This is a genomic window from Pantoea dispersa (assembly GCF_014155765.1).
GTDB lineage: Bacteria > Pseudomonadota > Gammaproteobacteria > Enterobacterales > Enterobacteriaceae > Pantoea > Pantoea dispersa.
On sequence record NZ_SCKT01000001.1, the window covers coordinates 936,906 to 955,876 of the forward strand.

Annotated in this window: 19 protein-coding genes; 4 read left to right on the forward strand and 15 right to left on the reverse strand. The window is 61.0% G+C overall.

Features of this window, described 5'->3' with window-relative positions; genetic code table 11:
* Positions 1–84 precede the first annotated feature (84 nt).
* The 7 genes from H7K56_RS04495 to argH are packed head-to-tail and all read right to left on the reverse strand — an operon-like array spanning position 85 to position 7,100.
* The gene (locus tag H7K56_RS04495) at positions 85–1,446 is read right to left on the reverse strand and encodes an MmgE/PrpD family protein (RefSeq protein ID WP_182688960.1); all 1,362 of its coding nucleotides are present in this window, start codon (positions 1,444–1,446) and stop codon (positions 85–87) included.
* Positions 1,430–2,317, reverse strand: coding sequence for a polysaccharide deacetylase family protein (locus H7K56_RS04500; RefSeq protein ID WP_150361910.1), 888 nt, complete (start codon positions 2,315–2,317; stop codon positions 1,430–1,432). Before H7K56_RS04500 ends, H7K56_RS04495 begins: the two co-directional genes overlap by 17 nt.
* Positions 2,310–3,155 (reverse strand): polysaccharide deacetylase family protein, encoded by an 846-nt coding sequence (locus H7K56_RS04505; RefSeq protein ID WP_021508446.1) that lies wholly within the window; start codon positions 3,153–3,155, stop codon positions 2,310–2,312. The genes H7K56_RS04500 and H7K56_RS04505 overlap by 8 nt, the downstream gene beginning before the upstream one ends.
* 11 nt (positions 3,156–3,166) lie before the next feature.
* Positions 3,167–3,988 (reverse strand): ABC transporter substrate-binding protein, encoded by an 822-nt coding sequence (locus tag H7K56_RS04510; protein WP_021508447.1) that lies wholly within the window; start codon positions 3,986–3,988, stop codon positions 3,167–3,169.
* Positions 3,989–4,006: 18 nt separating this feature from the next.
* Positions 4,007–4,771, reverse strand: coding sequence for an amino acid ABC transporter ATP-binding protein (locus tag H7K56_RS04515; RefSeq protein ID WP_021508448.1), 765 nt, complete (start codon positions 4,769–4,771; stop codon positions 4,007–4,009).
* A gap of 13 nt (positions 4,772–4,784) precedes the next feature.
* The gene (locus H7K56_RS04520) at positions 4,785–5,663 is read right to left on the reverse strand and encodes an amino acid ABC transporter permease (protein WP_021508449.1); all 879 of its coding nucleotides are present in this window, start codon (positions 5,661–5,663) and stop codon (positions 4,785–4,787) included.
* Positions 5,664–5,672: 9 nt separating this feature from the next.
* Positions 5,673–7,100 (reverse strand): argininosuccinate lyase, encoded by a 1,428-nt coding sequence (argH, locus tag H7K56_RS04525; protein ID WP_150361911.1) that lies wholly within the window; start codon positions 7,098–7,100, stop codon positions 5,673–5,675.
* A 156-nt stretch (positions 7,101–7,256) separates the two neighbouring features.
* Between argH and H7K56_RS04530 the strand changes: the two genes are divergently transcribed.
* Positions 7,257–8,228 carry a LysR family transcriptional regulator gene (locus H7K56_RS04530; protein WP_021508451.1) on the forward strand — a complete coding sequence of 324 codons (972 nt, stop codon included), beginning with the start codon at positions 7,257–7,259 and terminating at the stop codon, positions 8,226–8,228.
* Positions 8,229–8,394: 166 nt separating this feature from the next.
* Here H7K56_RS04530 and H7K56_RS04535 read toward each other — a convergent pair whose 3' ends face one another.
* Positions 8,395–8,913 carry a GNAT family N-acetyltransferase gene (locus H7K56_RS04535; protein WP_058775323.1) on the reverse strand — a complete coding sequence of 173 codons (519 nt, stop codon included), beginning with the start codon at positions 8,911–8,913 and terminating at the stop codon, positions 8,395–8,397.
* On the reverse strand, positions 8,910–9,473 hold the full coding sequence (locus H7K56_RS04540) for a helix-turn-helix domain-containing protein (RefSeq protein WP_058775322.1): 564 nt from the start codon (positions 9,471–9,473) through the stop codon (positions 8,910–8,912). The genes H7K56_RS04535 and H7K56_RS04540 overlap by 4 nt, the downstream gene beginning before the upstream one ends.
* A 152-nt stretch (positions 9,474–9,625) precedes the next feature.
* Between H7K56_RS04540 and H7K56_RS04545 the strand changes: the two genes are divergently transcribed.
* Both H7K56_RS04545 and H7K56_RS23595 read left to right on the forward strand, forming a co-directional pair.
* Complete coding sequence (locus tag H7K56_RS04545) at positions 9,626–10,360, forward strand: MerR family transcriptional regulator (protein WP_031279872.1); 735 nt, start codon at positions 9,626–9,628, stop codon at positions 10,358–10,360.
* Between the two features lie 79 nt (positions 10,361–10,439).
* Positions 10,440–10,547, forward strand: coding sequence for a YohO family small membrane protein (locus H7K56_RS23595; RefSeq protein WP_021508455.1), 108 nt, complete (start codon positions 10,440–10,442; stop codon positions 10,545–10,547).
* Here the strand turns inward: H7K56_RS23595 and H7K56_RS04550 are convergent.
* The 4 genes from H7K56_RS04550 to osmF are packed head-to-tail and all read right to left on the reverse strand — an operon-like array spanning position 10,528 to position 14,265.
* Entirely contained in the window at positions 10,528–11,259 is a 732-nt protein-coding gene (locus tag H7K56_RS04550; RefSeq protein WP_058757824.1) for an ABC transporter permease, read from the reverse strand. The genes H7K56_RS23595 and H7K56_RS04550 overlap by 20 nt on opposite strands.
* A complete protein-coding gene (locus tag H7K56_RS04555; protein ID WP_021508457.1) occupies positions 11,259–12,194 on the reverse strand; it encodes an ABC transporter ATP-binding protein in 936 nt (311 codons plus the stop codon). The genes H7K56_RS04550 and H7K56_RS04555 overlap by 1 nt, the downstream gene beginning before the upstream one ends.
* Complete coding sequence (locus H7K56_RS04560) at positions 12,187–13,353, reverse strand: ABC transporter permease (protein WP_182688961.1); 1,167 nt, start codon at positions 13,351–13,353, stop codon at positions 12,187–12,189. The genes H7K56_RS04555 and H7K56_RS04560 overlap by 8 nt, the downstream gene beginning before the upstream one ends.
* Before the next feature lie 3 nt (positions 13,354–13,356).
* Complete coding sequence (osmF, locus tag H7K56_RS04565; protein ID WP_058757827.1) at positions 13,357–14,265, reverse strand: glycine betaine ABC transporter substrate-binding protein OsmF; 909 nt, start codon at positions 14,263–14,265, stop codon at positions 13,357–13,359.
* 217 nt (positions 14,266–14,482) lie between these two features.
* Between osmF and H7K56_RS04570 the strand changes: the two genes are divergently transcribed.
* Positions 14,483–15,949, forward strand: a complete 1,467-nt coding sequence (locus H7K56_RS04570) for an MFS transporter (RefSeq protein WP_150361783.1) — start codon at positions 14,483–14,485, stop codon at positions 15,947–15,949.
* 31 nt (positions 15,950–15,980) lie between these two features.
* On the opposite strand, the gene idi is transcribed toward H7K56_RS04570, so the two are convergent.
* Both idi and H7K56_RS04580 read right to left on the reverse strand, forming a co-directional pair.
* The gene (idi, locus tag H7K56_RS04575) at positions 15,981–16,514 is read right to left on the reverse strand and encodes an isopentenyl-diphosphate Delta-isomerase (protein WP_021508461.1); all 534 of its coding nucleotides are present in this window, start codon (positions 16,512–16,514) and stop codon (positions 15,981–15,983) included.
* Between the two features lie 193 nt (positions 16,515–16,707).
* The gene (locus H7K56_RS04580; protein WP_058769488.1) at positions 16,708–18,603 is read right to left on the reverse strand and encodes a methyl-accepting chemotaxis protein; all 1,896 of its coding nucleotides are present in this window, start codon (positions 18,601–18,603) and stop codon (positions 16,708–16,710) included.
* Between the last annotated feature and the right edge of the window lie 368 nt (positions 18,604–18,971).

Below are 18,971 nucleotides of genomic sequence, written 5' to 3' on the forward strand. Positions count from 1 at the left end.
TAGGGTGCGCATTTATGCGCACCGTCATCATCAGGTCGCGCTGGCCTGACCGAGCGGCATTACGCCATGGCTGGCGCCCCACTTTTACCTGGTCGCCAGCATCGCCGCGACTTGCCGCACATCCGCCACGTTATCCAGCGTCAGACACAGCGTTTCCAGCTGCTGCACCTGTGCCGCCGGCAAGACGCGCGCGGCGAGGCTGCGGTATTTGGCGCGCAGCGCCGCGTCGCTCAGCGGATTCGCCGGCGATCCGGACGGCACCGCGACGTGCTGCTGCCACTGCTGGCCCTGCACCGTTTCCAGCCGGACCCACGGCTCATCATCGCGCCCCTGCTGGTGGTCAATCTCCAGCTCAATACGCGCCATCAGCGCGGCAGCTTCCGCACTCAGGCGACGGCTGTCGTCATAACTCGCCAGCTCCGCGGAGCCATACAGCGCACGCGCCGTCAGCGCATACGGCAGGCTCATTTGCGCGGCGGCGAGGCTGGTGAGCTCACGCGTGCCGCACATCTCCAGCAGGAACGGATTGAGCCCAACCACAATGCGTGCAATATCCCCGGTCGCCACCGCATGCTGCTCAAGCAGCAGACCCAGCGCATCGATCGCCGCATGCGTACCGCGACAGGCGGCGTACGGCTTGATGGAACAGCGCGCCAGTTTCCACACCTCGCCCAGTTGGGCCGTGAGCGCGGCGGGCTGTTGCGTTTCACCGGCCAGGGTTTGCAGAAAGCCGCCCCAGCGTGCCTCAAATACCGCAGCCGGTCCGCTGATGCCGCGCTGTGCCAGCAGCGCCGCCTGTACGCCCCCTTCCGCCGCGCGCGCCGCGTGCAGCTTTTTGGTGTGTGAGCCATCATGAATAAAGCCCCACAGGCCACCACTGAAGCTGGCAGCGATGCCCAGCGCCGAGGCACACTGCGCGGCCGGTAGCCGCAGTAAACAACTGACGGCGGCAGCCGCGCCAAAAACGCCACAGCTGGCAGTTGAGTGCCAGCCCGCACCGTTGTGCGCCGCATACCCCCCGCAGGCTTCCAGTACGCGGCGGCCGATGTCATAACCCACGACCATCGCGGTGAGAAATGCCCGGCCGTCGACCGGCTGCGTCGCCAGCGGCAGTGCCGCCAGCAGCGCCGGTAACACCACGGCACCGGAGTGATCGCAGCCACCGGTGTCGTCCAGTTCATACATGTGCGCCGCCACGCCGTTGAGCCACGCCGCCTGGCGCGGGGAAGCTTGCTGCGCACAGCCCCACAGCTGCGCCACGGCGCTGCCGCCCTCTTCGGCCACCAGCGCCCGGCATTCGCGCCAGATCGGGCTGTCACAGCCCGCCAGCGCCGCGCCGAGCGTATCCAGCAGATGGCGCTTCGCCTGCGCTACCAGCGGTTCCGGCAGCTGGGCAAAGCGGGTGGCCGCGATGAAGTCCGCCAGCCGATCAAGCGTGGTGTCCATGTTCGCCTCCGCTGAGCCGGGCAAACACCTCTGCCGGATGATCGGCATCGTTATCCGGCTGCGTCTGCCAGTGCGCGGCCACCTGGCCGGCAGTAGCGATCCACACCTCATGCTGCTGCAGCGTCTCCAGCAGCTGACGCAGCAGGCCAATGCGTCCGGCGGTGCCGATAATTTCCGGGTGCAGCCGCAACAGGTAGCACAGGCCGAAACGGTGAAAACCGTGGAAATCCTGCGTCAGGTTAGCCAGCGTTTCGCCATAGGGCGCGATGCGCGACTGTCCGGGTGGAATCGCCGGGCTGAGGTTGAAGGCAAAATAGGGCGCATCCTCCAGCGTGTAGTGCATGGGCAGCTCCACCAGCCGGGTGCCGGGGTGAAAATAGGGTAAATCATCACCGCGCCAGCTGGAGGACCAGCGGATGCCGTGCGTTGCCAGCGCCGCAGCAAGGCCCGGTTTCCACTGGCCGGCCGGCGTGCGAAACCCTGCAATCGGCTGGCCGGTCAGCTGCGCCAGCCGCTCGCAGCCGCGCGTTACACTGGTAATCTGCTGCGCCAGCGTCAGCGCAGAGAAGTCTTCGTGTCGCTCACCGCTGCAGGCGATCTCATGCCCGGCGGCGACGATACGCTGCAGCACCTGCGGCTGCTCTTCGGCGACGATGGCCGGCAAGCACCAGCTGGCCAGCAGCTGTTTCTCCGCCAGCAGATCCAGCAGGCGATCAACGCCGCGCAGCGTGCCATAGCGCCACACCGACAGGGTTTTATCGCGCCCGGCAACCGCAGGCGCCTGCGTCAGGATGCCGTGAATATCGTGATAGTCGATGGTAATGATGGCCGCCGATTGTTTGCCCGACGGCCAGCGTGAATGTTCAGTCATGTTGCTGCTCCTGCAAATACCACGCGGCCACCGCATCACAGCGCGCAAACCACACATCGTCGCGCGCCGTCATGTGGGCAAACAGCTGCTCCAGCAACAGCAAACGGCCAGGCTGCCCGGAAATTTTCGGGTGGAACAGCGTGGTCAGGCACAGTCCTTCGGCCATCGCGCCGTCAAATTCGCGCTGCCAGTTGTCACCGGTGTGCGCATAGCTGGCGATGCGGTCGCCGCCCTGTGGAAAATCCGGCTGGCGCGTGTAGGCCAGCGAGGCGTAATCATCCATCTCCCATTTGCCGGGAATCTCCACCAGCGGCGTATGCCCGGCGACGGCAATGCTGTACGGCCGATCGTCACCACGCATGCTGCTGGAGTAAATCACCCCGGCTTCCCGCAGAATCTGCGGCGTTTCGGCGTGCCAGTCGCCGGAAGGAGTACGAAAACCGCAGGCGCGGATACCAAGATGTTGCTGAAAGATGGCGGCAGAGCGCGCCATCACGGCGCGCTGTTCATCTGGCGTAATCGCCCAGAACGATTCGTGGCGATAACCGTGATAGGCCACTTCGTGGCCCTGTTCGATAATCGCCTGGCACTGCCGCGGCCACTGCTCCACCACCCACGCCGGCACAAAAAACGTAGCCGGTAGTTGGAAGGCGCGCAGCAGATCCAGCAGCCGACCGAGCGCGCGAAACGGCCCGTAGGCGCCAAAGGTGAAATACTCTGGTGTTGACCACAGGCTGCCATTGAGCATGGCATCGCCAGTGGGACCATCAAGATCAAACGCCAGCGCCATACAGCCACGCTTGCCCTGCGGCCAGCGCACTGCGCCCGGTTGTTGCATACGCCCGCTCCTTAGCCCTGATTCACCGTGGCTTCGGCAATGCCGTTGTCGCTCAGGCCCCATTTGCTGAGGATTTTCTGGTAGCTGCCATCGGCAATCATGGCATTGATGGCTGCCTGAATTGCCGTGGTCAGCTCACCGGCATCTTTACCCAGCGCCATGCCGGTGTACTGGAAGGAGAAGGCTTTATCCAGCGGCTTAAAGGTGCCTTTTTCCAGGTTCATGATGTACGGCAGGGTTTCGCTGCCCTGTACCGCGCCATCCAGACGACGCTGACGCAGCTGCGTGCGCGCATCGGCGGTGCCTTCCGCGCCCACCACGATAATCGCGGGTTTACCGGCCGCTTCGCAGTGCGCTTTTGACCAGGTAGCAATCTCCTGCGGGAAGGTGGTGCGGCGGCTGGTACCTACTTTTTTGCCGCACAGATCGGTGGCGCTGTTGATGTCGCTGCGCGCCGCCAGGGTGTAGAATTGCGGACCGGTTTTGAAGTAGTCGATAAAGTTAACCACCTTCTGCCGCTCTTTGGTGTCGGTCATGCCGGACATCACCAGATCGACGCGTTTGGTCACCACCGCGTTGACCATCTGTTCAAACGCGATCTCCTGCCAGTTAACCTTAACGCCGAGCTTCTCGCCAATTGCCTGGCCCAGCTCATAATCGACGCCGCTCAGCTGATTGGTGGCCGGATCTTTAAAATCCATCGGCGGGTAGTTCGGCATGATGGCGACGGTCAGCCCTTTCTCTTTGATACTGGCCGGTACGGCAATCTCCGCCCAGGCAGAGGATTGCAGCAGCAGCGCGGCACTGATGGCACTCAATAACAATTTTTTCATCTATTCACCCCGGTCACGTTAAAGAAGAATCGCGTTGATAAAGTTTTTCATCCGTGGGTTTTGCGGGTTCAGCAGAATCTCTTCCGGTGCGCCCTGCTCAATAATGCGTCCCTCATCCATAAACACCACCTGGTTGGCGACCTCACGCGCAAAGCCCATTTCGTGGGTCACCACCAGCATGGTGGTGCCTTCTTTTGCCAGCTGGCGCATCACCGCCAGCACTTCACCGACCATCTCCGGATCGAGCGCCGAAGTCGGTTCATCAAACAGCATCAGTTTGGGTTTCATCGCCAGCGCGCGGGCAATCGCCACACGCTGCTGCTGGCCGCCGGAGAGCGACTGCGGATAGTCGTGCGCTTTGTGCGCCAGTCCGACGCGATCCAGCAGCGCCATCGCCTCTTCGCTGGCCTCGCGTTTCGGCCGCAGCAGCACGCGACACGGTCCCTCAATGATGTTCTCCAGCGCGGTCTTGTGCGGAAACAGGTTGAAGCGCTGAAATACCATGCCGGTCTGCAGCCGCTGGCGCGCAATCTGTTTGTCACTCAGCGGATGCAGCTTGTTGCCGGCAATGCGATAACCCGCCAGCTCGTTGTCGACCCAGATGCCGCCCTGATCCACTTTCTCCAGCTGGTTGATACAGCGCAGAAAGGTACTTTTACCGGAACCCGACGGGCCGAGAATGCACATCACCTCGCCGTAGTTCACTTCCAGGCTGACGTCCTTCAGCGCGTGGAACTGATCGAAATATTTGTTCACCTTGACGGCGCGCACGATGTTTCTCATCTCTCACTCCCGGTTACTGGCGACGACGATGGCCGCGTGAGAAGTAGCGTTCCAGCTGGCTCTGCCCGAACGACAGCAGCGTCACGATAATCAGGTACCAGATGCCCGCCACAAACAGCAGCTCCATCACGCGCGCGTTGGCGAAGTAGATGGTTTGCGCGTTGTACAGCAGCTCGGAGTACTGAATCATGCTGGCCAGACTGGTGGTTTTGATCATGCTGATGAACTCATTGCCGACCGGCGGCAGAATCACCCGCATCGCCTGCGGCAGAATGATGCGCTGCAGCGCCTGCAAACGCGGCATGCCGATGGCTTTGGCGGCTTCATACTGTCCGGTATCTACCGATAACAGCCCGGCGCGCACCACTTCTGAGGTGTACGCGCCCTGATTGATGCTCAGGCCAAGCAGCGCGGCGAGAAACGGCGTCATCACCGTGACGGTTTGCACGCTGAACAGACCGGGAATGCTGATGGTGGGAAACACCAGCGCCAGGTTGAACCACAGCAGCAGTTGCAGAATCAGCGGCGTGCCGCGAAAGATCCACGCATAGCCCACCGCGATATAGTGCAGCACCGGATTGGGCGACATGTACATGATGGCGGTGATGACGCCAAACAGGATGCCCAGCGCCATCGCCAGCACCGACATAATCAGCGTGTTAACCACGCCGTTAAGGATCGCCTGCGCGGTGAAGAACTGGCCGACGAACGACCACTCAATATTGCCGTGCGCAAAGGCGTTAACCAGCAGCGCCAGCAGCACGAGGATCACTGCCGATGCGGTGATGCGGCCATAATAGCGGCGCGGTACCACCTGATAGCGATCGAGATCGTAATGGGGCTGGACGCGGCCATTGTTGACCGATGGTTCAACCGGTGTGGTGTGTGACATAAGCTCTCCTCAGGCGCGCGGTCCGGCGTAATCATCGGCCCAGCGCTGCTGGTCCTGCATCAGGGTTTGCAGACGGGCCAGCTGCTCGCGCACCCGTGCCGGCGCGGTGCCGCCGTAGCCGCTGCGAGCTGCCAGCGCCGCTTCCAGCGTTAACGCCTGACGCACCTCGGGCGTGAGCCGTACATCGACGCCGTGCAGCTGCGCATCGCTGAGATCGGCCAGGCCGCAGTTTTCGCGTTCACACAGCTGCACCAGCTGGCCGGTAATCTCGTGCGCCTCGCGGAATGGCACGCCGCGCATTGCCAGCCAGTCGGCCACTTCGGTCGCCAGCGTAAAGCCATCCGGCGCCTGCTTGCGCATCACCTCAGTATTGAATTTCAGCGTCGCCATCATGCCGGCCATGGCAGGCAGCACCATCAGCAGCGTGTCGACCGCATCAATCACGTTACGTTTGTCGTCGCTGAGATCGCGGTTGTAAGAGAGCGGCATGGCTTTCATGGTGGTCAGCAGCGCCATCAGGTTACCGACCAGCCGGCCGCTGCGGCCGCGCGTCAGCTCGGCAATGTCCGGATTTTTCTTCTGCGGCATGATCGAACTGCCGGTGGCGTAACTGTCGTGCAGCTCCACCCAGCGGAACTGCCTTGACGCCCACAGGCACACCTCTTCACACAGCCGGGACAGGTTGATGCCGATCATGCTGGTGACGAACAGGAATTCCGCGGCGTAGTCGCGGCTGGCGACCGCATCGATCGAGTTTTCACACGGCGCCAGATAAGCGAGATCGGCTGCGGCCAGCTGTGGCTGACGCGCAATCGCCGAACCGGCCATCGCCGCCGCGCCCAGCGGACAGCGCGCGCTGCGGCGATCCCAGTCCTGCATACGCTCGATGTCACGCGCGAAGGATTGGGCATGCGCCAGCAGCTGATGGCTAAACACAATCGGCTGCGCCTGTTGCAGATGGGTGAAGCCGGGCGCGACGCTGTCAGTGTGTTGCGCGGCCTGCGTCACCAGCGCCTGCTGCAACTGCAACAGCGCGCTCACCAGCTTGCGGCCGTTATCCCGCAGGTAGAGACGCAGATCGTTGACGGTCTGATCGTTGCGTGAACGGCCGGCACGCAGCTTGCCGCCCAGCGCGCCAAGGCGTTCTGTCAGCGCGCGTTCGATGAAGGTATGCACGTCTTCATCGGCGGCAATCGGCTGCAGCTGGCCAGCGCGATAATCGGCGTCCAGCGCGTCAATCGCCGCCAGCATGGTATCCAGCTCGTCAGCACTCAATAGCCCGGCACGCGCCAGCTCGCGCGCATGGGCGCGGCAACCGGCGAGGTCATACGGCGCCAGCGCAAAGTAATAATCCGGGCTACGCGACAGCGCGGTTAAACTGGCTGCCGGAGCCGCTTTAAAACGTGCGCCCCATAACAGTTCGGCATTCTCAGACATGCTATTTCCCTCACAAATCAGCCGCAGCAATATGAAAAAGTTTGGATTCAGCCGGCAGCGATAATAAAAACTTATTTTATTGCCACGCTGGCAAATAGGTGGTATTTCAGATTCACTGTACTTTCACCGCAATTATTCCGGAGTTGAATAGCAAAAATGGAAAGTAAAGTTTCCCAGTCTGGAAACAATGCGAATAATCGCGGCGATAATGCGGTTCTGGCGCTGAGTAATATCGACTTAAAATTGCTGCGGGTATTTAAATGCGTGGTGGAAGCCGGCGGATTAACCGCCGCCAGTCACGAATTAAATATTGGCCTGGCGGCGATCAGTAAACAGGTTTCTGATCTGGAGATTCGGCTGGGCATGACGCTGTGCAGCCGCGGCCGTGAAGGTTTTGAGCTGACGCAGTACGGCATCAATGTTTATCAGGCCACGCTGGAGCTGTTCGTATCGCTCAACCTGTTTCGCGAGCGGCTGCACAACAGTCGCAACGAGCTGCTGGGCGACATCGCGATTTGCGTGGTGGATAACACCATTAGCGATCCGCACTCGCCGGTCACCAGTGCGGTGCAACAGCTGCACCAGAAAGCGCCAAAGGTGCAGATTCGTCTGCAGACCGCACAGCTGGATGATATTGAACGCGGCATAAGCGAAGGGCGTTTTCATTGCGGCATTGCGCCCGTGTATGAAATGAAAAATGAGTTTGATTACTTCGAACTTTATAAAGAATACGCAAAATTATATTGCGCTGCGTCACATCCTCTCTATTGCGGATCTTGCGATAAAAATATTTCGGTGGACGTATTACGTCAGCAGAAAATTATTAATCATTTATATGTTACCCCACGCGATGAACGCCGCCTGATTCCGGTGCAGGAGAGCGGTGTGCAGGCGGTGCAGGTGGAATCGGTGGCCATGCTGATTTTAACCGGTCACTTTATTGGGTATTTACCGGAACATTATGCCGCTCCGTTTATTGCCCGCGGACAATTGTGTGAGCTGGGCGATGACACGCTGCGGCGCGAAACGGCATTTTGTCTGGTGATGAAGAAAGGCCGGAAAATAAATCCTATCATCCGGCTGTTTATGCAGGCGCTGGGGTTGAGCGATGCGGCGGCGGCGCACTGATTTGGTGCGTGTGACCGGGTTTCTGCTGGCACGGGATGGGAAAGTGTACGCTGATGCCCTCACCCCGGCCCTCTCCCACCGGGAGAGGGAGACGCAGCCTGCGGACAAGGGAGAGGCAGCCTGCGGACAAGGGAGAGGCGGCGTCCGGTAACAGCAACCAGAACGCTTACGTCAGCCGCTTATACATCACCGTGGTAGCATCCAGCTCGCCGGCCGTGGATTCGGCATAGCACGGAATCGAACCCGCCACCTGCCAGCCGAGCGAAAGATAGAGCGCGCTGGCAACATCGCTGCTGCGCGTATCCAGCACCAGCAGCGTTTTCCCCTGCTGCTGCGCCAGCTGTTCGGCACGTAACATCAGACGGCGCGCAATGCCCTGACGTCGCGCACGCGGATGCACCAGCAGCTTGCTGATCTCCGCACGATGGCGGCCGTTGGGCATACTGCTGAAGCCCAGCATCACCGTGGCCACTATCTCGCCCGCTTGCCAGGCCACCAGCAGCTGATTATCGCCGCTCGCCAGGCTGTAAATTTTGTCCTGCCAGAAACGCGCCATCACTGCGCGATCGTCCGCGTCAATGAAGCCGACGCTGGCACCGTCTGCCACGCAGCCGTGCAGCACTTCACACAATGACGCCAGCAGCGGCTGCGCCTGGGTAGCGCTGAGAGAGTCGATTTCAATCATGGTTTGCACACCACCAGAATGTAGCGCGCGCCGCCTTCGGCATGCGCCTGAAAAGAGGAACGTCCGCTGAGGTGGAAGCGCAGGCAATCGCCGGCCTGTAGCGTCCAGCTCTGCGTCTCCATGGTGATGGTCAGCTCGCCCGACTGCAGCCAGATGTGCTGTTCCAGCCCCTGTACCGGTGGCGCATCATAATCAATGCGCGCGCCCGGACGCAGCACGCCCTCCACCAGCTCCGCTTTAAACTGACTGGCCGGCGGCGAGACGTTGCGCCGCTGGAAGCCGCTGAGCGTGTCCTGCCAGACTGGCTGCTGCTCCGCTTTCAGCAGCAGCGCCGCTTCTTCTTCTACTTCGCTGAGCAGTCGCGACATGGTTAAACCGTAGGCCACGCACAAGCGATTAAGCAAAGCGGCGGTAGGGCTGGTCTCGGCGCGCTCAATGCGCGACAATGATGCCCGGCTAATGCCGGTTGCCAGAGCCAGTTCATCCAGCGACCAGCCGCGCTGCAGGCGTAATTCCGCCAGACGTGCCGCAAGCCGATCTTCCGTATTTAGAGCAGACATCTTTAACCTCTCATTTTCGGGAAATTAATCTCATATAAGAGATAAAGCCCGAAATCGTGCAGTGGGTCAAGTTGTACAATAAAATAATCATTGTACAAGCTCACTCTGGCGGTTAAGGTGTTGTTATGCAGGTCAGAATTTTAGAGGATGCCATGGCCTTATACAGTATCGGTGATGTTGCCGAGCGCTGTGGAATTAACCCGGTAACCCTGCGCGCCTGGCAGCGTCGTTATGGATTGTTAAAGCCGCAGCGCACTGAGGGTGGTCATCGACAATTTGATGATGAAGATGTTCAGCGGATCGAAGAGATCAAACGCTGGATAGAGAGCGGTGTGCCTGTTGGCAAAGTCAAAGCCCTGCTTGAAGGAGAGACCTTCAACGTGCATGACGGCTGGACGGCGCTGCAGGAAGAGCTGATGAGCGTGCTGCGCCACGTGCGCGCCTCCAAACTGCGCACCAAAATCGCCACCATTGGCCGTGAACACCCGGTCGATGCGCTGATTGACCACGTTTTTGTACCGGTACGCCAGCGTCTCGGGCTGGATCAAAATACCGCCCGCACCATGTGCAGTCTGCTGGACGGCGCGCTGATTGATTATGTCGCGTTCTGTCTGGCAGGCGCGCGTAAAAAAGCCGGCAAAGATGCCTTAATGATTGGCTGGGGCGTAGAAGATCGCACCCGCATCTGGCTGGAAGCCTGGCGCTTAGCGCAGCAGGGCTGGCGCATTGATGTGCTGGCGGAACCGCTGGATATGCCGCGTCCGGAGCTGTTTCCCGGCCAGCATCTGTTTATCTGGACCGGTAAAAAGCCGACGCGCCGCCAGCTGGAGCAGTTTGAACACTGGCAGGCTCAGGGCTTCTCGATTCACGTCCACGAACCGACCTGAAAAATCGCACATGCGGCCTTTGCCTTACCGCATGTGCGCGTTATCATGCCGCACTTCATGACTTTTCTCAGGTTTACCTATGAACTGGAATAAAATTCTCATTGGCACCCTGTTTGCCATCATGGCGATTGGCGGCATGGGCGGCATGATGTTGGTTGGCTACAGCCTTATTCTGCATACCCACTGAGTGCGTGCTGCAACCGCTCCAGCAGCCGGTCGCAGATCAGCGCCAGCAGCGCCACCAGCAGCGCGCCCTGAATCACATAAGCGGTATTGAAGCCGCTCAGACCGATAATCACCGGCGAACCCAGACTCTCCGCTCCGACGGTTGAGGCGATGGTCGCGGTGCCGATGTTGATCATCACTGAGGTGCGCACGCCCGCCATAATCACCGGTGCCGCCAGCGCCAGCTCTATCTGCCACAGACGCCGCCACGGTCCCATTCCCAGACCGACGGCGATCTCACGGCTGCTGGCCGGAACGCTGTCCAGTCCCGCCAGCGTGCCCTGCAGAATTGGCAACAGCCCATACAAAAACAGCGCCATCACCGCCGGCGCAGCGCCAAAGCCCATGACCGGCACGGCAATCGCCAGCACCGCCACCGGCGGAAAGGTCTGACCGGCAGCCGCCAGCGTCTCCAGCAGCGGGCGGAACGCCCTGCCGCCGTGACGGGTAGCGAAGACCGCACAGCCAACGCCCACCACAATCGCCAGCGCGCTGCCGCTGATCACCAGCAGCAGATGGGCCAGCGCCAGCTGCCAGAAACTCTCCTGCTGGTACAGCGGACGCTCCAGCTGCGGAAACCAGTGCGCAAACAGCGGCGCACTGTGCGGTAACCCCCACAGCAACAGCAGAAATACCCCCAGCAGCCAGTAGAGCGGATCGCGCAGCACTCGCATCAGCCCGCCTCCTGCTGTCGCAGCAAATCGCTAAAATGCAGGACGCCCAGCGGCTGCTGATGCTGATCGACAACCGGTAATTTGTCGGTGCGGCGCGCAATAAACTGCGACAGCGCCTCGCGCAGCGTCAGCCCGGCGGCGATCGGTTCCGCCTCCAGCCACTCACCGCGCCGCGCCGCACTGCCGGCCCGCCCCAGCGCCAGCAGACGCACGCCCAGCTCGCTGCGGCCAAAGAACTGGCGCGCGAAATCACTGGCAGGCTGCGTCAGCAGGTCAATCGGCCGTCCCTGCTGCACAATCTCTCCGCCGTCCATCAGCACCAGCTGATCGGCGAGGGTTAACGCTTCGTCGATATCGTGCGTCACCAGCACCACGGTGCGCCCCGACAGCTGCTGAATGCGCAGCATCTCCTGCTGCAGCGCCTGCCGGTTGACCGGATCGAGCGCGCCAAACGGTTCATCCATCAGCAGCAGTTCCGGATCGGCCGCCAGCGCGCGCGCCACGCCAACACGCTGCTGCTGGCCGCCGGAGAGCTGGTGCGGATAGCGCGACGCTAGCTGACTGTCGAGATTGAGCAGCGCCAGCAGCTCCTCAACCCGTGCGGCAATTTTTTCCCGCGGCCAGCCAAGCAGCGACGGCACGGTGGCGATATTTTTGGCCACATTCCAGTGTGGAAACAGGCCGATGGACTGAATGGCATAGCCAATGCGCCGCCGCAGCGCGCGCGCATCCATCTGCTCGATCGGCTCACCGGCAAAACGGATTTCGCCGCTGTCATGCTCAACCAGCCGGTTAATCATCTTCAGCGTAGTGGATTTACCCGAGCCGGACGTGCCGATCAGCACGGTAAAACTGCCCTTCTCAATCTTTAGCGACAGGTTGCGAATCGCCTCTTTACCGGCGAACGCTTTGCTCACCTGATGAAATTCAATCATGTCCTCTCTCCAGCAGCGCCGACAGCAATCGCAGCAGCGCATCGAATATCACCGCCAGCGCCACCACCGGAATCACGCCCAGCAGCACCAGATCCAGCGCGCTGCTCAGCAGTCCCTGAAACACAATGGCGCCGAAGCCGCCGGCCCCAATCAGTGCGGCGACCACCGCCAGCCCGACGGTTTGCACCACCACCACGCGCAGTCCGGAGAGCCACACCGGCAGCGCCAGCGGCAGCTCGGCGTGCCAGAACTGCTGCCAGCCGCTCATGCCCATGCCGCGCGCGGTTTCACGCACCTCCTGCGGCACCTGCTGCAGCCCCGCGACCACGCTGCGCACCAGCGGCAGCAGTGCATACAGCACCAGCGCAATCAGCGCCGGCGCGACGCCAATCCCGCTGATACCGAGGCGCGCCAGCAGCGGAAAATGCGCCGCCAGCCCGGCCAGCGGTGCAATCAGCAGGCCAAACAACGCCACAGACGGCACGGTCTGGATCAGATTCAGCACGCTGAAGGCGGCATGTTGCCAGCGGGCACGACGCGCGATGGCAAGTCCCAGCGGCAGACCAATCAGCAAGGTGGGCAGCAGCGTGCCGCCCAGCAGCAGCAGATGCTGGCTGAACGCGGCGTTAAAGACGGCGGTGCGATTGCTGTACTCTTTCAGCAGCGACAGCGCGTCCAGCTGACCACTCAGCAGCAGTATCAGCGGCGGCAGCCACAGTTGCAGATTAAGCAGAATACGCAGCGGCGTCTGCTGGCTAAGCTGGCGAATCGCTTCGGCGGCCAGCAGCAGCGCTAATCCTGCCGCACACCATAGGCCGCTGCCCAGCGCGGTGCGCGCCAGCGGGCTGCCGCTGCGGGCCAGCTCACTGGCGGCGTGGCCGCCGATGCCAATCAGCAGGGCGAACAGTAGCTCCGCGCCCAGCAGCTGCGCCAGCGCCGCGCCGCGTCCCGGCGGCCACCATAATCCCAGCCATAGCCATAACAGCGGCAGCAACAGCAGCCAGCCCGCCGTTACCTGCCAAAGCATCAGCGGCTGTCCGGAGACCAGCCGGTTAGCCGCGTAGCTCAGCAGCGGTAGCGCTCCCAGCGCCAGCGTGATCAGTAGCGTCAGCACCAGCAGCACCGGCTGCTGGCGCGGTCGGTTTATCCGTGACAGCACCGCTTACAGCAACTTATTCTGCTGCAGCCACTGCTGCGCCACCTGGCTGGCGTCCTGACCGTCAACGGCGATTTGCGCGTTGAGCTGCTGCAGGGTTTTCTCATCCAGCTTGCTGAATACCGGCTGCAGCCAGTCGGCAATCTGCGGGTACTGTTGCAGCACGCTGGCGCGGATCACCGGCGCGGGCGCGTAAATCGGCTGTACGCCCTTCGGGTCGCTCAGGGTTTGCAGGCCGAGCGCCGCGACCGGGCCGTCGGTACCGTAAGCCATCGCCGCATTGACGCCGGACGTTTGCTGGGCGGCCGCTTTGATGGTAACAGCGGTGTCCCCGCCGGCCAGCGACAGCAGCTGTGACTGGCCCAGCTTGAAGTTGTAGGCTTTCTCAAACGCCGGCAGCGCATCGCTGCGCTCGATGAACTCCGCCGACGCCGCCAGCTTAAAGGTGCCGCCTTTTTTCAGGTAAGTGCTGAGATCGTCAAGGGATTTCAGGTTATTCTGCTGCGCGACATCGCCGCGCACCGCAATGGTCCAGGTGTTGTTAGCCGGTGCTGGCGTCAGCCACACCAGATGATTTTTCTCTGCATCGAGCTTTTTCACCTTCTCATAGCCCTGCTGCGCGTTTTTCCACGCCGCGTCCTTCTCATCATTGAAGAAGAACGCCCCGTTGCCGGTATATTCCGGATAGATATCCAGCTCACCGGCGGTGATTGCGCCGCGCACCACCTGCGTGGTACCGAGCTGGATTTTATTCACGGTTTTTACCCCATGCTGGTTCAGCACCTGCAGAATGATGTTGCCGAGCAGCGAACCTTCAGTATCAATCTTGGAACCTACCTTGACCGGGTCCGCTGCCTGCACGGCCCCGACACTCATCGCGAATGCGATCATCCCCAATAAACCCTGCTTAATCATGGCGCTTTCCTCAGCATTATTTTCTTTCAGTGATTATCAAGCGTAGCCTGGCGAAACGGGATGGGTGCGGTCAAGCGGCGCAATTCGTTCTTTTTCTGCTATCCGTTGCCGGTTTTATAGAACGCTTTGGTTGCACTTATAACCAAATCGAATTTTTCACATCCGTGGCGCGGCTTATGCTCATAGCCCCACTCTTTACAATAAATCACACAACATCATGTCTGACTTAACCTCTTCGGCGCACGTGGCGCTGGCAGGGAATACGCCGCAGGGCGAGACGCAGTGGATTCGCAGCGCGGCCGACGTGACGCGGCTGGTCAATAGCAGTAACGCCTCGCGCAGCAATGCGCGCATCGTCATCGCCATTGCGCTGGGCGGGGTTTTTCTCGATGCCTACGATCTCGGTGCGCTGGCCTTCGGTATTAAAGATGTCACGCGCGAATTCAATCTGACGCCCGCCGGCACTGGCATGGTGGCGTCGGCTATCACCTTTGGCGCGATTGTTGGCGCGCTGATCGGTGGCTATCTCACCGATAAAATTGGCCGCTATCGGGTCTTTATGGCCGATATGTTCTTTTTCGTGGTGGCGGCACTGGCCTGTGCCTTTGCGCCGAACGAGTACGTGCTGGCGGCGGCGCGCTTTGTAATGGGGCTCGGCGTCGGCATCGATCTGCCGGTGGCGATGGCGTTTCTGGCGGAGTTTTCCCGACTGCGCGGTCAGGGCAATAAGGCCGCCAGCGTCGCGATGTGGTGTCCCACCTGGTACGCGGCGATCAGCATCTCCTATCTGCTGGTGCTGCTGCTGTATGCGGTGCTGCCAGAGAGCCATACTGACTGGCTGTGGCGGCTAATCCTCGGCTTTGGCGCGGTACCGGCGCTGTTGATCATCGCCATCCGCAGCCGTTACATGAGCGAATCACCGATCTGGGCGGCAAATCAGGGCAACCTGCAGGGCGCAGCGGCAATCCTGCGGCGGTCATATAACATCAACGCGGAGGTCGCGCAGGATGCCGAGCTCACTGCCGCACAGCCAGTACGTAAAGCCAGCTGGCGCAACTACGGCGCGCTGCTGCAGGGCGTTTACCGCCGCCGTACGCTGCTGGCAACGATAACCTCGATTGCCTCGTCGTTCGCCTATAACGCCGTGGCCTTTGGCCTGCCGGTGATCATCTCCAGCTTCCTCGCGCAGTCGATGCTGACCACCATTCTGGTCTCGCTGGCGCTTAACCTGCTGTTTGCCTTTGTCGGGGGGCTACTGGCGGTACGGCTGGTGCCGCGACTGGGCGCGTGGAAGATGTCGGTGGCCGGTTACGCCTGCCAGTGTGCGGCGCTGCTGGGCCTGGCGCTGATTGGTCGCCCGGCCGGCGGCGAGCAAGCGGCCCTGGCGATTGCCATGCTGGCACTGTTCCTGTTCGGTCAGGGGTTTGGTCCGGGTTCGCACACCATGACCTTTGCCTCGCTGAGCTATCCGGCTTCGCTGCGTGGCGTGGGCGTCGGCTTTAACCAGACGCTGATGCGCGCCAGTTCGACGGTATCCCTGTTTGTGTTTCCGCTGCTGGTGGCGGCGTTCGGCACCGGCGTGTTCTGGGTGATCCTGCTCGCACCGCTGGCTGGATTACTGGCGCTGCTGGCGATTCGCTGGGAACCGTCAGGCTATGACGTCGATGCGGAAGATTTTCAGTAAGCGGATAACGCCTCAGCGATGAGGCGTTGGCTCAGGCGGTGAGGCGGAAATCGCCCAGCGTGTTGGGGATGCGCGGGAATGTGTGCAGGAACCACGGCGTGAATTTTGCCGGATTGTCGCGCATCTCCTGCTGAATCTGGTCGACTGAACGGTAACACCAGTCGTCAGCCTCATCAAGGTTGAGCACCGGCACTTCGTCACTGATGGCGAAAAACACGTGACCGTACTCATGTTCGATCAGACCGTTGCTGAGCGGCAGGTTATAGCTCAGTTCAAACACCGGCGTTAACGCCAGATCCAGTCCCATCTCTTCACGCAGGCGGCGCTCAGCCGCATCGCGCGTCGGCTCCTGCGGGTAGGGATGGCTGCAGCAGGTATTGCTCCACAAACCGCCGCAGTGATACTTGCTTTGCGCACGGCGCTGCAGCAATAGTTCATGGCGCGAATTGAACACGTAAACCGTTACCGCACGATGCAGCAATCCTTTCTCATGCACTTCCAGCTTTTCCATCTTGCCGGTGGGACGATCGAGGTGGTCAACGAGGATAACTTCAATGGCGGGCATGACAACTCCTTCGGAAAAATCCCCACTATTGTACACAATAGCGGAAGCAGCAGCGGAGAAAATCGCGCACATTCCGTGCGCTGGCGCGATAAGCAGTAAGCTTAGCAGCCAGCAGATAATTCAGCAGAAAAAGGTGGGGAAAAGCGTGACAGCGGCGCAAAAAACGCGCCGCTGTGCGCTCTGACGGGATGAATTACAGTTTGAAGCCGTGCACCACCTGCTCAAGCTGCACGCTCTGCTCTTCCATGGCGCGCGCCGCTGCCGAGACCTGCTCCACCAGCGCCGCGTTCTGCTGGGTGCTGCCGTCGAGCTGGGTAATCGCCACGTTCACCTGTTCGATCCCCATGCTCTGCTCGCGGCTGGCGGACATGATTTCGCTCATCAGCGTTGTGACGCTGCTGACGCCCTGCATCAGCTCGTCCATGGTTTGTCCGGCCTGCTCCACCAGCTGGCTGCCGGTGTCGATATTGGCCACCGACTCCTCAATCAGCTTCTTGATTTCGCGCGCGGAGTTGGCGGAACGCTGCGCCAGATTGCGTACCTCCGAAGCCACCACGGCAAACCCGCGGCCCTGTTCACCGGCGCGTGCCGCTTCTACCGCCGCGTTGAGCGCCAGAATGTTGGTCTGGAAAGCGATGCTGTCGATCACGCTGATGATATCCACCACCTTACGCGAGGAGTGATGGATTTCGCCCATGGTGCTGACCACCTGACGCACCACTTCACTGCCGCGCGCCGCCACCTGAGACGCGCCATCTGCCAGCTGGTTGGCGTGCGTGGCGTTGTCGGCGTTCTGACGCACCGTGCCGGTCAGCTCTTCCATCGACGCGGCGGTTTGCACAATGGAACTCGCCTGCGATTCCGTCCGCGCCGAGAGATCGGCGTTGCCGCTGGCGATTTCGCGTGAAGCTGCGGTAATCGCCAGTGCGCTGTCGCCCACCTGGCGCATCAGCCCCTGCAAATGGGCGATGAACTGGTTAAAGCTTTGCGCCACGGCGTTGAACTCCGGGCTATTGCTGGCTGGCAGACGCTGCGTCAGATCTGCGCCACCGGTCGACAGCGCTTCGATGTTTTGATGCAGCAGATTCAGGCGTTTCATCATCGCGCGGACAAAGCCAAGCAGCACCAGCAGCAGCAGAATCGCCAGCGGGATCTGGACCAGGCCGAGACGGGTCAGCATGCTGTGCGTCTGCGCATCCAGCAGCGCGGACGGCACGTCGCTGGCCAGATACCACGGGCTGCCGGGAATGGCCTGCAGGAACAGCGTGTGCTCGCCATCTTCTCCGCTGAAGGTGGTTTGCGACGGCTGAGAACCGGCCTGTGCCAGCAGCCCTTTCAGCGCCGCCGCCATTGGCAGTTGGGTATCAGCCAGATTTTCCAGCTTCGGCGTCCCCTCCAGCAACGCGGCATTGCCGACCACTTTGCCGTCCGCTTCGACAATCAGTACGCGGCCATGAATCGCCTCACCCATCTGCTGCGCCAGCTGGTTGAAAAAGCCGAGCGTGACGTCAATAGTTGAGACGCCCCACACAGTGCCGTTACGGTAAATCGCCATGGCGCAGTTGGTGCGCGGCTGCGGGCTGGCGGCATCCTGATAAGCCTTCGCCCACGCGCACTGGCCTTTTTCTGCGGCCATGCCATCTTTGTACCACGGCTGCTCCCAGTATTTGTCGGCAGCATCGGAGTTCCAGTAGGTGTTGACCTGCAGCTGGTTGCTGGCGTTACGCGCAAAGAACGAGCTGTCTTTCTCTTTCGCCGGATCGCGCCGGTTGGGTAACGGCCAGATACCGCCGCCGAACACGTTGCTGTCCTGATACTGGTTAACCAGCGCCGGCAGCAGCGTATCAATGGCGGCGCTGTCCATCACGCCCGCCGCTTCGGTAATGGCACGCTGCTGCGCCTGCACGCGGTTCATCTGCTCGACGATACGTCCGGCGAGACCATCCACCTCATAGCGCACCAGCCGGCTTTCGTTCTGGCTAAGCTGCGGTGCGATGAACTGGTTAATCACCAGGACGGTGACCAGCATAAGAACAACGAAGAATGCGACTAAGGTCGCGGTAAAACGGGATTGTGTGGTTTTTAACATCGGTGTGCCCTTACCCTGGTGTGGCGAGTTGCCTGATCGAGGTTAACGGCTTGTTACAGAAGAACTTGAGGTGCGCCAGATCACAAAATGGTTAACTGATTGAATAGCGTGATCATAAGAGCGCTTATTGTCACCGGCCTTACCCTGCCCCCTTTCTGACCGCTCTGGTGTTAACTTCCGTGCCAGTCGCTACGCCGGGCTTTCAGCCTTCAGTTCGCCGTCCGGAAGCGTCCTGAAAGGGAATTTGGCGCAAGCGCTGGTTCCGTTGAGTTGTGCTAACAGCGGACGTAATCGCCCCACGTATAGTGCATTTCTAAGCTGCCCACGCACAGAGACTAAAAATTTGCTGCAGGATGCCGATACCTGAA

Excerpts from the sequence above, each read along its gene's own strand:
- H7K56_RS04505 (WP_021508446.1), bottom strand. The coding sequence starts at position 3,155 with ATGCAACAACCGGGCGCAGTGCGCTGGCCGCAGGGCAAGCGTGGCTGT.
- H7K56_RS04550 (WP_058757824.1), bottom strand. The coding sequence starts at position 11,259 with ATGCGAGTGCTGCGCGATCCGCTCTACTGGCTGCTGGGGGTATTTCTG.
- osmF (WP_058757827.1), bottom strand. The coding sequence starts at position 14,265 with ATGATTAAGCAGGGTTTATTGGGGATGATCGCATTCGCGATGAGTGTC.
- H7K56_RS04555 (WP_021508457.1), bottom strand. The coding sequence starts at position 12,194 with ATGATTGAATTTCATCAGGTGAGCAAAGCGTTCGCCGGTAAAGAGGCG.
- H7K56_RS04580 (WP_058769488.1), bottom strand. The coding sequence starts at position 18,603 with ATGTTAAAAACCACACAATCCCGTTTTACCGCGACCTTAGTCGCATTC.
- H7K56_RS04545 (WP_031279872.1), top strand. The coding sequence starts at position 9,626 with ATGGCCTTATACAGTATCGGTGATGTTGCCGAGCGCTGTGGAATTAAC.
- H7K56_RS04515 (WP_021508448.1), bottom strand. The coding sequence starts at position 4,771 with ATGAGAAACATCGTGCGCGCCGTCAAGGTGAACAAATATTTCGATCAG.
- H7K56_RS04570 (WP_150361783.1), top strand. The coding sequence starts at position 14,483 with ATGTCTGACTTAACCTCTTCGGCGCACGTGGCGCTGGCAGGGAATACG.
- argH (WP_150361911.1), bottom strand. The coding sequence starts at position 7,100 with ATGTCTGAGAATGCCGAACTGTTATGGGGCGCACGTTTTAAAGCGGCT.
- H7K56_RS04520 (WP_021508449.1), bottom strand. The coding sequence starts at position 5,663 with ATGTCACACACCACACCGGTTGAACCATCGGTCAACAATGGCCGCGTC.
- H7K56_RS04535 (WP_058775323.1), bottom strand. The coding sequence starts at position 8,913 with ATGATTGAAATCGACTCTCTCAGCGCTACCCAGGCGCAGCCGCTGCTG.
- H7K56_RS04540 (WP_058775322.1), bottom strand. The coding sequence starts at position 9,473 with ATGTCTGCTCTAAATACGGAAGATCGGCTTGCGGCACGTCTGGCGGAA.
- H7K56_RS04500 (WP_150361910.1), bottom strand. The coding sequence starts at position 2,317 with ATGACTGAACATTCACGCTGGCCGTCGGGCAAACAATCGGCGGCCATC.
- H7K56_RS23595 (WP_021508455.1), top strand. The coding sequence starts at position 10,440 with ATGAACTGGAATAAAATTCTCATTGGCACCCTGTTTGCCATCATGGCG.
- H7K56_RS04510 (WP_021508447.1), bottom strand. The coding sequence starts at position 3,988 with ATGAAAAAATTGTTATTGAGTGCCATCAGTGCCGCGCTGCTGCTGCAA.
- H7K56_RS04530 (WP_021508451.1), top strand. The coding sequence starts at position 7,257 with ATGGAAAGTAAAGTTTCCCAGTCTGGAAACAATGCGAATAATCGCGGC.
- H7K56_RS04495 (WP_182688960.1), bottom strand. The coding sequence starts at position 1,446 with ATGGACACCACGCTTGATCGGCTGGCGGACTTCATCGCGGCCACCCGC.
- idi (WP_021508461.1), bottom strand. The coding sequence starts at position 16,514 with ATGCCCGCCATTGAAGTTATCCTCGTTGACCACCTCGATCGTCCCACC.